Origin of the sequence: Plantibacter sp. M259 (assembly GCF_006065115.1) — a bacterium.
Classification (GTDB): domain Bacteria; phylum Actinomycetota; class Actinomycetes; order Actinomycetales; family Microbacteriaceae; genus Plantibacter; species Plantibacter auratus.
Genome location: NZ_CP040750.1, coordinates 865,085 through 880,390, shown reverse-complemented (window position 1 = coordinate 880,390; position 15,306 = coordinate 865,085). Strand labels below are relative to the sequence as shown.

General features: G+C 71.1%; 9 protein-coding genes. 8 read left to right on the top strand and 1 reads right to left on the bottom strand.

From position 1 onward, the window contains the following. The first annotated feature begins 102 nt into the window (after window positions 1-102). The 4 genes from FGL15_RS03915 (at window position 103) to recR (ending at window position 9,380) form a co-directional block, all read left to right on the top strand. Window positions 103-1,860 (top strand): glycoside hydrolase family 35 protein, encoded by a 1,758-nt coding sequence (locus FGL15_RS03915; RefSeq protein ID WP_138945035.1) that lies wholly within the window; start codon window positions 103-105, stop codon window positions 1,858-1,860. Between the two features lie 142 nt (window positions 1,861-2,002). Further along, the gene (locus FGL15_RS03910) at window positions 2,003-5,986 is read left to right on the top strand and encodes a family 43 glycosylhydrolase (protein WP_138945034.1); all 3,984 of its coding nucleotides are present in this window, start codon (window positions 2,003-2,005) and stop codon (window positions 5,984-5,986) included. 134 nt (window positions 5,987-6,120) lie between these two features. Further along, the gene (locus FGL15_RS03905; protein ID WP_138945033.1) at window positions 6,121-8,808 is read left to right on the top strand and encodes a DNA polymerase III subunit gamma and tau; all 2,688 of its coding nucleotides are present in this window, start codon (window positions 6,121-6,123) and stop codon (window positions 8,806-8,808) included. After that, complete coding sequence (gene recR / locus FGL15_RS03900) at window positions 8,781-9,380, top strand: recombination mediator RecR (RefSeq protein WP_056014479.1); 600 nt, start codon at window positions 8,781-8,783, stop codon at window positions 9,378-9,380. The genes FGL15_RS03905 and recR overlap by 28 nt, the downstream gene beginning before the upstream one ends. A 134-nt stretch (window positions 9,381-9,514) precedes the next feature. Here the strand turns inward: recR and FGL15_RS03895 are convergent, their stop codons facing one another. Next, the gene (locus FGL15_RS03895; protein ID WP_138945032.1) at window positions 9,515-10,267 is read right to left on the bottom strand and encodes a GNAT family N-acetyltransferase; all 753 of its coding nucleotides are present in this window, start codon (window positions 10,265-10,267) and stop codon (window positions 9,515-9,517) included. Between the two features lie 212 nt (window positions 10,268-10,479). Between FGL15_RS03895 and FGL15_RS03890 the strand changes: the two genes are divergently transcribed. The 4 genes from FGL15_RS03890 (at window position 10,480) to mqo (ending at window position 15,294) form a co-directional block, all read left to right on the top strand. After that, window positions 10,480-11,766 (top strand): aspartate kinase, encoded by a 1,287-nt coding sequence (locus tag FGL15_RS03890; protein ID WP_064296092.1) that lies wholly within the window; start codon window positions 10,480-10,482, stop codon window positions 11,764-11,766. Between the two features lie 112 nt (window positions 11,767-11,878). Beyond that, window positions 11,879-12,946: an aspartate-semialdehyde dehydrogenase gene (locus FGL15_RS03885; RefSeq protein WP_138945031.1), complete on the top strand. Its 1,068-nt coding sequence runs from the start codon at window positions 11,879-11,881 to the stop codon at window positions 12,944-12,946. A gap of 34 nt (window positions 12,947-12,980) precedes the next feature. Further along, window positions 12,981-13,712 carry an SGNH/GDSL hydrolase family protein gene (locus tag FGL15_RS03880; RefSeq protein ID WP_138945030.1) on the top strand — a complete coding sequence of 244 codons (732 nt, stop codon included), beginning with the start codon at window positions 12,981-12,983 and terminating at the stop codon, window positions 13,710-13,712. Between the two features lie 157 nt (window positions 13,713-13,869). Beyond that, the gene (gene mqo / locus FGL15_RS03875) at window positions 13,870-15,294 is read left to right on the top strand and encodes a malate dehydrogenase (quinone) (protein WP_240773926.1); all 1,425 of its coding nucleotides are present in this window, start codon (window positions 13,870-13,872) and stop codon (window positions 15,292-15,294) included. The last annotated feature ends 12 nt before the right edge of the window (window positions 15,295-15,306 follow it).

The window sequence follows — 15,306 nt, the reverse complement described above, 5'->3', positions numbered from 1 at the left end:
CGCACCAGCACCATCGACCGCGGCCGGTCGGAGGGTCCTCCGGGATCCGCTCCGGCCGGCCGTGGTCGCTCCATCCGCACCCCTTCATCACGGAGCCCCAGCATGCCCACCTTCTCCATCGGCGCCGACGACTTCCTGCTCGACGGCCAGCCGTTCCGGATCCTCTCCGGAGCCCTCCACTACTTCCGGGTGCACCCCGAGCAGTGGGCGGACCGCATCGCGAAGGCGAAGCTCATGGGCCTCAACACCATCGAGACCTACGTCGCGTGGAACCAGCACAGCCCCGAGCGCGGCGTGTTCGACACCACGGGCGTGAACGACCTCGAACGCTTCCTCGGCCTCGTCGCCGACGCCGGCATGTACGCGATCGTGCGTCCCGGCCCCTACATCTGCGCCGAGTGGGACAACGGCGGCCTCCCCGGCTGGCTGCTGCACGACCCCGAGCTCGGCCTCCGTCGCAGCGAGCCTCGCTACCTGGCCGCCGTCCGCGAGTACTTCGAGGCGCTGCTGCCGATCGTCGCCCCGCTGCAGATCGACCGCGGTGGCCCCGTCATCCTCGTGCAGGTCGAGAACGAGTACGGCGCCTACGGCGACGACCACGACTACCTCCGCACGCTGACCGACTGGACCCGCGAGCTCGGCATCACCGTGCCGCTGACGACCGTCGACCAGCCCACGGCCCAGATGCTCGAGGACGGCAGCATCCCCGAACTCCACAAGACCGGCTCCTTCGGCAGCCGCTCGCTCGAACGCCTCGCGACCCTGCGTGAACACCAGCCGACCGGGCCGCTCATGTGCTCGGAGTTCTGGGACGGCTGGTTCGACCACTGGGGCGAGCACCACCACACGACGCCCATCGCGGAGACGGCGGCCGACCTCGACGCCCTCCTCGCGGCCGGCGCGTCCGTGAACATCTACATGTTCCACGGCGGCACGAACTTCGGGTTCACCGGTGGCGCGAACGACAAGGGGCAGTACCGCTCGCACGTCACCTCCTACGACTACGACGCGCCCCTCGACGAGGCGGGTCACCCGACGGAGAAGTTCTTCGCCTTCCGCGACGTGATCGCGAAGTACGCCGAGGTGCCGACCGAGATCCCGCCCGCCGCGACGGACGCCCCGGCGTTCACCGTGTCCTTCGAGCAGGAGGTCCCCTTCGCGGACGTGGCCGACGAGATCGCGCCGCTCCAGGCGTTCGACCGGATCCCCACGATGGACGAACTCGGAGCGTTCAGCGGTCTGGCGCGCTACCGGGCGTCGCTCGGTGGACGCGGCGGGGTGCTCCGCTTCGCCGAGGTGCGCGACCGCGTGGTCGTCTCCGTCGACGGCGTGCCGGTCGGCGCGCTCACCCGCGAGTTCAAGGAGCGGTCCATCGTCATCCCGGCGGGCGAGACGCTCGAACTCCTCCTCGAGAACCAGGGCCGCGTGAACTACGGCAAGCGCCTCGGGGAGCCGAAGGGGATCATCGGGCCCGTGTCGCTCGACAGCGTGGAACTCACGTCGTGGGGCATCGCCCCCGTGGCCCTCGACCGCCTCGACGCCGTCGTGGACGCCGCAGCCACGCGGACGTCCGGCGCCACGATCAGCGGTGCCGGGCCGGTCCTGCTCACCGCCACCGTCACGCTCGACGCGCCCACCGACCTGTTCCTCGACACCGCGGCCTGGGGCAAGGGGCTCGTCTGGGTGAACGGCTTCCTGCTCGGCCGCTACTGGTCGCGGGGGCCGCAGCACACGCTGTACGTCCCCGGCGGCCAGCTCCGTGCCGGGGAGAACCGCTTCACGGTGTTCGAGTTCCATGCGCTCACGACGCCGACGCTCTCCTTCCTCGCCCGCCCCTCGCTCGGCCCGACCGAGTTCTAGCCGCCCACCCGCCCCGGTCCCTGACCCCAATCCCGGTCCCTGAGCTTGTCGAAGGGCCCCAAATACCTCTCCCCGCCCTTCGACAGGCTCAGGGACCGATCCGAACGCAGCACCCCACGATGACGTGAAAGGACGCCGCAGCATGCGACGAGCGACGAGACGAACCGACCGATCGACACCGGATGGAGGTGCCGCCGTCCTGCGGCGGGGTGGCCTCGCTGCCGGCCTCCTGACGGTCGCGATCGTCGGGACCACCGCCCTGACGGCCGGGAGCGCGTCCGCTGCCGAGGCGCCAACGGCGGCCCTGCTCAGCTGGGGTGATCCCGCGGCTCCCGCGGAGCTCGTCGGCACCCCGGTCACCGGTGTCGCCGCAGGTCTCGGCCATGCCGTGGCGCTCGGTGCGGACGGCACCGTGCTCGCCTGGGGCGCCGACGGCTTCGGCCAGGCGACCGTCCCGAGCCTCACCGGGACGATCACCCAGGTGGCGGCCGGCACGAACCACTCGCTCGCGCTCGCCGCCGACGGCACCGTCACCGCCTGGGGTCGCGACGCCGACGGCCAGGCCACGGTCCCGGCAGGACTCGACCGGGTCCTCCGCATCGCCGCCGGCGGACCGAACTCGGCCGCCGTCCGCGCCGACGGCACGCTCGCGCTCTGGGGTGACGACGCATTCGGACAGAACGACCTCCCGACCGCGCTCGACGGTGCACGCGTGACCGACGTCGCCATCGGATCCGGCTTCACCGTCGCCCTCACCGACGACGGTGACGTCGTCCCCTGGGGCCGGAGCGACGCCGGGCAGCTCGAGCTCCCGCCGGCGCTCGCCGACGAGGACGTCGTGCAGCTCGCCGCCGGCGCCGACCACGCGCTCGCCCTCGCCGACGACGGCACCGTCCTCGCCTGGGGTGCGGACGGCTCCGGCCAGACCGAGGTGCCGGCGTCCCTCGACGGGGTCGACGTCGTCCGTGTCTTCGCGGGTCCGTACCTGTCCGGGGCGATCGCCGCCGACGGATCGGTCACCGTCTGGGGTGCCGACGACGCCCGTTCGGCGCTGCCCGACGGTCTCCTCGCGGCCGGTGTCGCGCTCGGCGAGACGGGCGCCGTCGCCGCCGCCGGTGCGGTCCCCGTCGCCGGTGGCACGAACGGCGGCCCGGGCAACACCGTCGAGTCCCTGCCCGGCGGCACCGATCCCGGAACCGGGCCGGGTGGCGAGCCCGGGGTGAACCCGGGGGCCGGTCAGCCCGGTTCGGGCACGAATGCCGGCGGTGCCGGTGGGCTCGCCGTGTCGGGTGTCTCGATCACCGCCGCGGTGATCGTGGCTGCGGTACTCCTGCTCGCGGGTGCACTGCTCATCCTCCGCCGTCGTCGGGTCGCAGCTTCGAACTCCGCCGAAGACGCCTCCTCCAGCGGCGGTGTCGGACGCAGTGGCGTCGCGGGCGCGGTCGTCCTCGCGCTCGGGCTCTCCGGCGCACTCGTCACGGCGGACGCACCACGCGCCGAGGCTGCACCGAGCTACCCGAGCCCGACGGTCGACGAGCTCGTCGCCAACGACTTCGTCCTCTACTTCGCGAACGCCGGCAGCACGGTGACCGACGCGGTCTCCGCCGGCGACCACATCGGGCTGTACCAGTCACGCACCGACCAGTCCTACGGGGTCGACGCCGCCACCGGCGCGTCCTGGGGATTCGTCGCCGACGCGAACAGCAACCCCACGGCGAACAGCTCCTCCGGGACCGAGAAGACCGCTTCCCTCCGGTACGACGCACCGCCCGCGGGCAGCTCGCTCCCGACGCGGTCGGTCGACTACGCCTTCGACCTCCCGGCCGGTGACTACGAGGTCACCCTCGGGTTCAACCTGCCGAGCGGTTGGGCGGCACGACCGCTCGACCTCAAGGCCGAGGGCGAGACGCTCGCCCAGGTCACCGCGCCGGCCGGTGCGCTCCTCGAGCAGCAGCTCACGGTGAGCGTCGACGACGGCACCCTCGACCTCGAGGTCCACAGCCCGGCGGGCCGGACCAACACCTACACCGACCCCGCGGTCAACTACCTCGTCATCCGAGCACCGCACACGGCATCCACCGAGGTGCTCGCGGCGAAGATCCGAGCCGTCACGCTCGACGAGGGCCAGCGCGCCGGCTACGTAGCCGACTCGCTCGCCGTCCTCGACGCGGCGATCGCCGACGCCCAGGCGCTCGTGGACGCCGGGTCGACCGACACCGCGGCACTCACCGCAGCCTACGACGCGCTCGGTGCCGCACTCACCGCACTCCGGCCGATCGTCACCTACGACTCGTTCCGCCCGGGTCAGGCCTGGGTGGACGACCAGGGCAACCCGATCCAGGCGCACGGCGGGCAGGTCGTGCCGTCGACGGACGCCGACGGCCAGCCGATCTACTACTGGTACGGCGAAGACCGGTGGAACGGCTACGCGAGCAGCCGCGGGGTGCACGTGTACTCCTCGCGCGACCTCTACAACTGGACCGACGAGGGCCTCGCGCTGCAGGCCCTGTCCACCGCCGACCAGCTCACGACCGATCCGGCCGCAGCCGAGCTGTACGCCGACTACACGGCCCAGCAACGCGCGGCGGTCGTCCGCGACCTCCTGACGGTCCCGAGCGACCCGGCCGTCCCGGCGGCGATCCTCGAGCGGCCCAAGGTCATGTACAACGCCGCCACCGAGCAGTGGGTCATGTGGATCCACACCGACGGCCCGAGTGCGACGTCCGACGCGCAGTACGCGAAGGCGACCGCCGGGGTCGCGGTCTCCGACTCACCGACCGGCCCGTTCCGCTACGTGGACAGCTACCGCCTGAACGTCGCGCCGGAGGGCGAGCCGAACTACCAGCCCGACAGCCCCGGCATGGCCCGCGACATGAACCTCTTCACCGACGTCGACGGCACCGGCTACATCATCTATGCGAGCGAGGAGAACCTGACCCTCTTCATCTCCAAGCTGTCGTCGAACTTCATGTTCCTGTCCGCACCCGTCGACCGCGCCGTGAAGGGCGAGGACTTCACCCGCACCTACATCGGCGGGCAGCGCGAGGCTCCGGCGGTGTTCGTCTACGACGGCACCTACTACCTCATCACCTCCGGCGCGACTGGCTGGAACCCCAACGCGGCCAAGTACGCCACCGCCGAATCGATGTTGGGGGAGTGGACCGACCACGGCAACCCGGTGACCGGTTCCGGTGCGTCGACGACCCACGGCAGCCAGAGCACGTCCGTGATCCCCATCGACGCGGCCGCCGGCAAGTTCATCTACATGGGCGACCGCTGGACGCCGTCCGACCTGCGCAACGCGCCGGCCGTCTGGCTCCCGCTCGAGTTCGGCGACGACGGATCCCTGTCCCTGAAGTGGTACGACGAGTGGACGCTCGCGGACCTCGAGGGGAAGGGCAAGGTCGCGGTCGACGTCGACGTGCCGGCGACCGTCCGGCTCGGCGACGCGAGCACCCTGCCGAGCGAGGCGCAGGTCACGGAGGGCGGCACGACGACCACCCGAGCGATCACGTGGGACACGGCGGCGCTCGCCGTCCCCGGCCCGGTCTCGCTGACCGGCACGGTCGAGGGTGTGTCCCGCCCCGTGACCAGGCAGGTGACGGTCGTCCCGAAGGACCTCGTCTACCTCGTCGACGCCGGGGGATCGGCGTCGCCGGAGTACGACGCGATCCGCTCGGTGGCGGACGCCGACGGCACCCTGCTCAACTCGACGTTCGACCGGACGCTCGGGGCCGACGCGGCCACCGGCGCGAACTGGGGCGTCGTCGGCGCCGAGACGGGCACGACCGACGGGCCGTTCTCGGAGTCGCTCCGCTACGTCGCGAGTTCCGCTACCGACCGCACGCTGGAGTACGCGTTCGACTCCCTCGACGCGGGGAGCTACGACGTGTACGTCGGGCTGTACGACCCGTGGTCGCAGTGGGCGGACAACCGGCGCGCGGACATCGGGGCGAACGGTACGACACTGCTCAGCGCACAGCCGATCACCGGCACTCCGACGGTGGCGACGCTGTCGTCCGTGCAGCCGGATGCCGACGGCCGTCTGTCGATCACGCTCGATCCGGTCGGTTCGGGCGGCGGCACCGACGTGCAGCTCTCCTGGATCATGATCGTCCGACGCTGACGGCTTCCGCCTGAAGCACACGTTCCCTCGCCCATTCCTGGGCGAGGGAACGTTCGTTCGCCCGGGAATGGGCGAACGGACGGGGGAGTCCGATCCCCGACTCCGATGTCGGGGGCGACGGCTACCATTGGTGGGTGGTCACAGCTCTGTATCGCCGGTATCGGCCCGAGACGTTCGCCGACTTGATCGGTCAGGCGCAGGTGACCGATCCCCTCATGACGGCCCTGCGCACGAACCGCGTCAACCACGCGTACCTGTTCAGTGGCCCGCGTGGTTGCGGCAAGACGACGTCCGCGCGCATCCTCGCCCGCTGCCTCAACTGCGCCGAGGGCCCGACCGACACCCCGTGCGGTGTCTGCGCGAGCTGCGTCGACCTCTCCCGCGACGGCTCTGGCTCGCTCGACGTCGTCGAGATCGACGCGGCCAGCCACAACGGTGTCGACGACGCCCGCGACCTGCGCGAGCGCGCGATCTTCGCTCCCGCGCGCGACCGCTACAAGATCTTCATCCTCGACGAGGCGCACATGGTCACCCCGCAGGGCTTCAACGCGCTGCTGAAGATCGTCGAGGAGCCCCCGGAGCACGTGAAGTTCATCTTCGCGACGACCGAGCCCGACAAGGTGATCGGCACGATCCGCTCCCGCACCCACCACTACCCGTTCCGGCTCATCCCGCCGGCGCAGATGCTCGACTATGTCCAGCAGCTGTGCGAGAGCGAGCACGTGGGTGTCGAGGCCGGCGTGCTGCCGCTCGTCGTCCGGGCCGGTGGCGGTTCCGCCCGCGACACGCTGTCCCTGCTCGACCAGCTGATGGCCGGCTCCGAGGGTGACTCAGTCGACTACGAGCGTGCGGTCGCCCTGCTCGGCTACACCCACACGGCCCTGCTCGACGAAGTGGTCGACGCCCTGGCCGCCCGCGACTCGGGTGCAGCCTTCAGCACCGTCGACCGCGTCATCCAGACCGGCCAAGACCCACGCCGCTTCGTCGACGACCTGCTCGAGCGACTCCGCGACCTCATCGTCGTGGCCGCCACAGGCGAGAACGCGGCGGCGGTCCTCCGCGGGCTCCCGCAGGACGAACTCGACAAGATGCTCGCCCAGGCGCGGGCGTTCGGCATCGCCGAACTGTCGCGCACGGCCGACGTCGTGAACGAGGCGCTCACCCAGATGACGGGCGCGACGTCACCCCGGCTCCACCTCGAGCTCATGATGGCGCGCATCCTCGTGCCCGCAGCCGACGACTCCGCTCGTGGTGCATTGGCCCGGGTGGAGCGGCTCGAGCGTCGCATCGGTCTCGACGGTGCTGCCGCCGAGGGCGGTCAGGCCGCGGTCTCGGCGCAGCCCGTGGTCGCCGATCGCGCTCCGGCCCCCGCCAGCTTGGTCCCCGCCAGCGCGGCCCCCGCGAGCACGGCGGCGAGCTCCGCCCCGGCTGCCGCCCCGTCCGCAGCTTCCGGCCAGTCCACGGCCCCCGACCGTCGACCGGCGCAGGAGCCTGACCAGGCGCAGACCACCGCACCGACCCCCGCCGCCCCTCGGGTCGGCCCGGTCACCCTGCAGCACATCCGCGACGCCTGGCCCGAGATCGTGGCGCGGGTCGAGAAGGCCGACCGCAAGGCCTGGATGATCGTCGTCAACACCCAGGTCAGCGGGTACTCGGACGACGACGTCCTCACGCTCGTCTTCGCGAACAACAGCGACCTCAACGACTTCAAGGCACGGCACGCGCCCGGCACCGGTGTCGCGGAGGTCTTGCGCACGGCGGTCCTCGACGTCCTCGGCGTGCGGGTGAAGTACCTCGCCAAGGTGGCCGGTGCCGACGAGCCGCCGGCACCGCGCGCCGCTGCGCCCGCCACCGGTGCTCCGTCGTCGGAGTCGTCCGCCTGGTCGACCCCGAGCCTGCCGCAGACCGTCCCCGCCCCGCAGCCCCGGAGTCGTCCGCCGGCAGCGGCGGGTCGGGATCCCGCTCGTCGTGGCCCACCGTCGCACCAGCCGGTGGCGAGCCCGCCTCCGCTGCGCAGGCCGACGCCGCGCCATCATCTGCGGCACCAGCGACCGCAGCGTCGTCGGTACCCGCCCCGGCGGAGCAGCAGACCTCCGTCTCCGCCTCCTCGTGGGCGACGGTCGCGCCGCCGGCCGACGATCCCGAGCCGTCCCCGGTCCCTGAGCAGTCTCCGGGCCCTGAGCCTGTCGAAGGGCCCGAGCCTGCTTCGTCGACGCAGCCGTCCTCGGTCCCTGAGCCTGTCGAAGGGCCCGCGTCCGCGCCCGAGCCTGCCTCGTCGACGCAGCCGTCTCCGGTCCCTGAGCCTGTCGAAGGGCAGCCCGGGCGACCCGCCGGATCTGGAGCACCCGAGACGCCGGCCAGCTCACCCGCGCAGCGTCAGCCGTCGGCCCCGCCGCGCCAGCAGGCACCCGCCCGAGGCCCGTCCAACGGCGACGCGCTCGGCTCGCGCACGGTCACCTGGGACGTCGTCTCCATCCCGTCCGACGACGACGCACCGCCGCCGGACGACGAGCCGCCGTACCCCGACCCGTTCGAGTCGTCGGCTCCTGCTCCAGCCCCGTCGGCCGGCGCGCCATCCGCAGCGCCCGCCGGCTCCCCGCAGGCCGCACCGCCTGCGGCCCCGGTCGCCGAGCAGCGCCCGCAGCCCCCGGTCCGGATGCGCCAGGCGCCCCCGGTGCCGACGTCCCACCCCGCGGGCGACAACCGGTACGGCGAGAGCGTCGTCCGCGAGCTCCTCGGCGCCACATTCATCGAGGAGCAGCCGCACGAGCCGCGCTCCGGAGGGCGGTAGGCCATGTACGAGGGAATCGTCCAAGATCTGATCGACGAGTTCGGGCGGCTGCCCGGCATCGGTCCGAAGTCGGCGCAGCGCATCGCGTTCCACATCCTCCAGACGGAGTCGTTCGACGTGTCGAAGCTCGCCGAGCTGCTCACCGTCGTCCGCGAGAAGGTCAAGTTCTGCGAGATATGCGGCAACATCTCCGAGCAGAACCTCTGCAGCGTGTGCCGCGACCCGCGCCGTAACCCGGCCCTGATCTGCGTCGTCGAGGAGCCGAAGGACGTCGTCGCCATCGAGCGCACGCGTGAGTTCCGCGGCTTCTACCACGTGCTCGGCGGCGCCATCAGTCCGATCGACGGCGTCGGACCCGACGACCTGAACATCCGTCGTCTCATGCAGCGCCTCGCCGACGGCACCGTCACCGAGGTCATCATCGCGACCGACCCGAACCTCGAGGGGGAGGCGACCGCCACCTACCTCAGTCGGCTGCTCCTCCCGATGGGGATCCGCATCACGCGCCTCGCTTCCGGCCTCCCCGTCGGCGGCGACCTCGAGTACGCCGACGAGGTCACCCTCGGTCGTGCCTTCGAGGGTCGCACCGTCGTCAGCGGCTGACCACCCCGTCTCGTCGCCCGCCCCTCCGCCCCTGTTTTTTGCCATCGGCCCTTTCTCAGGAGTCGGCCGGTGTGTCGGGGCTGGTGCGTTCCGCCGTGCCGACGGACTCCTGAGTTAGGGCAGCCGGGCGCGCCTCAGGCGTCGGCGGAGGGCGCCGGCCACTCGGCGACCACCGGACGGGCCGACAGCTGCCGGCCGATCGCGGAGAAGCCGAGTTTGCGGGCGACGGCGCGTGAGCCGGGGTTCGTGTCGGCGGCCCGCCACTGGGGGAGAAGCCCGGCCGCGAGGGCATGCTCGACCGCGGTCGACGCGAGTCGGGTCGCGAGACCGGTCCCGCGAGCCTCCGGGGCGGTCAACGCCGTCACGTGCGCGACGCCCAACGGCCACGACCGGTAGCCGGCGACGGCGAGGACCCGACCGTGCTCGCGCACCGAGAACAGCGGCGAGGTGATGCCGAAGATCCCGCTCTCCGAGGCCTCGTCGTCGCCCACCTTCGACAGCAGCGACTCGATGGCGGGATCACTCGCCTTGCTCGCCACCACGTCGATCTCCTCGGCCGGTCGGAACCGCCCGGGCAGCAGGTAGTCGAGCGTCGCCGGCCCGAGGACCTCCGCGACCTGCACCCGCGAGCGGAGGAACTCGACCGTCCCGACGCTCCTCGGTGATTCGTCCTCGATGGCGAGCCGCCTGGCGGTGTCCTCGTCGGGCACGATCAGGAGGGCGCTGCCGTCGATCTCGACGACGCCGATCCAGCCGGGCGGGCACGCCATCGAGCCGGCGTTCACGACGACGGCGACGCGGCCGGCGGAGAAGCGCGCGGTCGGCGAGGCGAGCCCCTGCCAGAGGCGCCGCACCGTCGCGAGCACCCGAGCGTCTTCCTGCTGCATAGGCCAACCCTACCGAGCCTCACCCGGCTCCCCACCGCAGGAGATCGGCCCGACAGCAGGGCCGAACGCGCCGACGCGTCCTGCTGTCGGGCGGATCTCCCGCCCCGGAGCGGGTGAGGGTGCCCTTCGTCACATGAACGGCGCGGAATGCCCGGATGGGTAGGATGATCGCTGGGCCGCTCGTGCCCGCACCGACTTCCCCAGGAGATCCGATGGCATTGATCGTGCAGAAGTTCGGCGGGTCCTCCGTCGCGGACGCCGAGAGCATCAAGCGCGTGGCGAAGCGCATCGTGGAGACCCGCAAGGCGGGCAACGAGGTCGTCGTCGCCGTCTCGGCGATGGGCGACACGACCGACGAACTGCTCGACCTCGCCCACGAGGTGACGCCCATCCCGGCGCCCCGCGAACTCGATATGCTGCTGTCCAGCGGCGAGCGCATCTCGATGGCGCTCCTCGCGATGGCGATCAGCAGCATGGGCTACGTCGCACGGTCCTTCACCGGCAGCCAGGCCGGCATGATCACCGACGCCCAGCACGGCGCCGCGCGCATCGTCGACGTCACCCCCGTGCGCCTGCGCGAGGCCCTCGACGACGGCGCCATCGTCATCGTCGCCGGCTTCCAGGGCTTCAACCGCGACACCCGCGACATCACCACGCTCGGTCGCGGCGGCTCCGACACCACGGCCGTCGCGCTCGCCGCCGCCCTCGACGCCGACGTCTGCGAGATCTACACCGACGTCGACGGCATCTTCACCTCCGACCCCCGCGTCGTCCCGAAGGCCCGGAAGATCGACCGCATCTCCAGCGAGGAGATGCTGGAGCTCGCGGCCTCGGGCGCCAAGGTCCTCTACATCCGCGCCGTCGAGTACGCACGCCGCCACGGCGTGACGCTCCACGTCCGGTCGTCCTTCAACAACAACGAAGGCACGCTCGTCCTCAACGACGCGGGCCGCAACAACCCAGGAGCAGGTGAGGCACCCATGGAGCAGCCCATCGTCGCCGGAGTCGCGACCGACCTCAGCGAAGCCAAGATCACCGTCGTCGGTGTCCCCGACCTGCCGGGCAAGGCGGCGGAGATCTTCACGATCGTCGCGAAGTCGGGCGGCAACGTCGACATGATCGTCCAGAACGTGTCGACCGCCGTCTCCGGCGTCACCGACATCTCGTTCACCCTGCCGAAGCCCGAGGCGCAGCAGGTCCTCCGCGCGCTCGCGGCGGAGCAGGAGCGGGTGGGCTTCTCGGCCATCCAGCACGACGACCAGATCGGCAAGCTCGCCCTCGTCGGTGCCGGCATGCGCACGAACACCGGCGTCTCGGCGAAGCTCTTCGAGGCGCTCAGCGCAGCGGGCATCAACATCGAGATGATCTCCACCAGCGAGATCCGCATCTCGGTCGTGACCCGCGCCGACACCCTCAACAAGGCCGCCAACGTGGTCCACTCCGCGTTCGGTCTCGACGGCGAGGACGAAGCCGTCGTCCACGGTGGCACCGGCCGCTGAGCCGGCTCCTCCACAGGCTCCGGAACCAAGCCGACCGAGGACCGACGGGCGCGATCCCGCCGATCCTGATGCAAGATGGTTCACAACAACCCCTGAAACCAGAGGAATCCCCATGAGCAACGGTGTACGTGTCGGTGTCGTCGGAGCGACCGGTCAGGTCGGCAAGGTCATGCGCCGCCTGCTGGAGGAACGCGAGTTCCCGATCAGCGAGATCCGCTTCTTCGCGACGGCTCGCTCGGCGGGCACGACGCTCCCGTTCCGTGGCCAGGACATCGTGGTCGAGGACGTCGAGACGGCCGACCCGAGCGGCATCGACATCGCCTTGTTCTCGGCCGGCGCGACCGGCTCCCGCACGCAGGCTCCGCGGTTCGCCGCTGCGGGTGCGCTCGTCATCGACAACTCGAGCGCGTGGCGGATGGACCCCGAGGTCCCGCTCGTCGTCAGCGAGGTGAACCCGCACGCCATCAAGGACGCGGTCAAGGGCATCGTCGCGAACCCCAACTGCACGACCATGGCGGCCATGCCGGTCCTCAAGGTCCTCGACGCCGAGGCCGGGCTCACCCGCCTCATCGTCAACACCTACCAGGCCGTCTCCGGTTCCGGGCTCGCCGGTGCGGCTGAACTCGCCGGCCAGATCGAGGCCGCGGTCGCCCAGGGCGACCTCACCCGACTCGTCCACGACGGTTCCGCGATCGACTTCCCCGCTCCCGAGAAGTACGTCGCCCCGATCGCCTTCGACGTCATCCCGCTCGCCGGCTCGATCGTCGACGACGGACTGGGCGAGACCGACGAGGAGAAGAAGCTCCGCAACGAGAGCCGGAAGATCCTCGAGCTCCCCGAGCTGCTCGTGTCGGGCACCTGCGTGCGCGTGCCCGTGTTCACCGGCCACTCGCTGTCGATCAACGCCGAGTTCTCGCGCGACCTGTCGCCGGAACGTGCGATCGAGCTGCTCAGCGACGCCCCGGGCGTCCAGCTGTCGGACGTGCCGACGCCGCTCGAGGCCGCCGGTGCAGACCCGTCGTTCGTGGGGCGCATCCGTCCGGATCAGAGCGCGCCGGCCGGCAAGGGCCTCGCCCTGTTCATCTCGAACGACAACCTCCGCAAGGGTGCCGCCCTCAACGCGGTGCAGATCGCCGAGCTCGTCGCCGCCGAGCTGCTCGCACAGCCCGCGACGGTCTGACCGGCCCTCCCTCCACCCGATCGGGGACGACGACATGGCCCGCCAGCGACCACGCCTGCGCCGACGCTGGTTGGCCGCGTTCATCGCGGCGGCCATCGCCGTCACCGCGGTGATCACCGTGAGTGGTCTGCGGGCCGACGTCCAGCAGACGACGGTCGCCCGCGCCGACACCTCCGGCTCCGAGGTCGCGGTCGGACCGCTCGTAGCGTTCTACGGCGACTCGTACACGAAGGGCTCGGCAGCGTCGTCGCCCGCCGCGCGCTGGTCTTCGCTCGTCGCGAAGGCTGAAGGCTGGACGGAGTACAACGCCGGCTACCCGGGTCTCGGCTTCGTCCGCAAGCGCGACAAGGTCGGCGATGTCACGGCCGACGTCATCGCGCAGCACCCCGAGGTCCTCATCGTCGCGCTCGGCATCAACGACAACTTCGAGTGGACCGGCAACGAGCAGGCGATCCAGGAGGCGATCCTGCCGGAGTTCCAGCGGCTGCGCGACGGGCTGCCCGGCACCCGCATCATCGTGGTGGAGCCCTGGTGGTACACCGCCGAGCGACCGGCCTCCGTCGAGCAGATCATCGGATGGGTGCACGACGCCGCCGACACCATCGGGGCGGACTACATCTCCGGGGCGTCACACTGGCTGGACGAGGACCCGGCGACGTGGATCTCCGCCGACGGCCTCCACCCGAGCGACGCCGGCTACGCGCACCTCGCGCAGCGCATGCTCGAGGAACTCGACGCCCTCACCCCCGCGCTCCCCGGACGCTGAGCCGAGGGCCAGGCAGTCGGGCCGAAGTGTCTCGACATCGAGCGATCTCTCAGCACGCGATCAGCGACAGCACGCGGGTGGAGAGCTCGGGCCTCGCCGCGACTAGACTGCTCTGGTGACCGAAACCATCGACGTAGCCCTCATTGGTGGTGGCATCATGAGCGCCACGCTCGCCGCCCTCATCCACCAGGTGCAGCCTGACTGGAAGGTCGAGGTGTACGAGCGCCTGAGCGACGTCGCACTCGAGAGCTCCAACCCCTGGAACAACGCCGGGACGGGCCACGCCGCGCTGTGCGAGCTCAACTACATGCCGCAGGACGCCCACGGCCAGGTCGACCCGGCGAAGGCCATCGGCATCAACGAGCAGTTCCAGCTCAGTCGCCAGTTCTGGTCGCACCTCGTCGAAGAGGGCCTGCTCGGCGCACCCGACACCTTCATCAACCCGACCCCGCACATGACGTTCGTGCGTGGCGACAAGGACGTCGAATACCTGCGGAAGCGCTACGAGGCGCTGAAGGATCAGCCGCTCTTCGCCGGCATCGAGTTCTCGGAGGACCCGGCCGTCATCGCCGAGTGGGCTCCACTGCTCATCAACCGTCGTGCCGTCGGCGAACGCATCGCGGCCACTCGGATCACCGCGGGCACCGACGTCGACTTCGGTTCACTCACGCACAAGCTCTTCGGCGCAGCGCCGAACGCGCACGTCCGCACCAACCACGAGGTCCGGTCGCTCAAGCGGCTGAAGGACGGCACGTGGCGCATCCGTGGCCGCCAGACCCTCGGTCGCTCACCGATGGAGATCAACGCACGCTTCGTCTTCGTCGGCGCCGGCGGATGGGCGCTCAAACTGCTCCAGAAGTCCGGGATCCCGGAGATCAAGGGCTACGGCGTCTTCCCCATCGGCGGGCAGTTCCTCCGCACCGACAACCCCGCGGTCGTCTCCAAGCACCAGGCCAAGGTCTACAGCCAGGCCTCGGTGGGGGCCCCGCCGATGTCGGTCCCGCACCTCGACACCCGCGTCGTCGACGGACAGGCGAGCCTCCTCTTCGGCCCGTACGCGACGTTCAGCCCGAAGTTCCTCAAGCGCGGATCGATGCTCGACCTCGTCACCCAGGTGCGACCGCACAACCTGCTCCCGATGCTGGCGGTCGCCAAAGACAACCCGAGTCTCATCACGTACCTCATCGGGCAGCTCCTGCAGTCCCGCACGCAGAAGATGGACAGCCTCCGCGAGTTCCTGCCGACGGCCAAGGACGAGGACTGGTACCTCATCGAGGCCGGGCAGCGCGCCCAGGTGATGAAGAAGGACAAGGCCAAGGGCGGCGTCCTGCAGTTCGGCACCGAGGTCATCACGGGTGCGGACGGCACGATCGCGGGACTGCTGGGCGCTTCTCCCGGCGCGTCGACGGCCGTGCCGATCATGCTCGACGTCCTGCGCAAGTGCTTCCCCGACCGGATGACCGCATGGGAGCCGAGGCTCCGCGAGATGATCCCGACCTACGGCTCGACGCTGAACGACGTCCCCGAGACGGCGGCGAAGGTCCTCGAGAACACCGCCGAGGCCCTCGACATCTCGCTGTAGCCGCCGCACGGG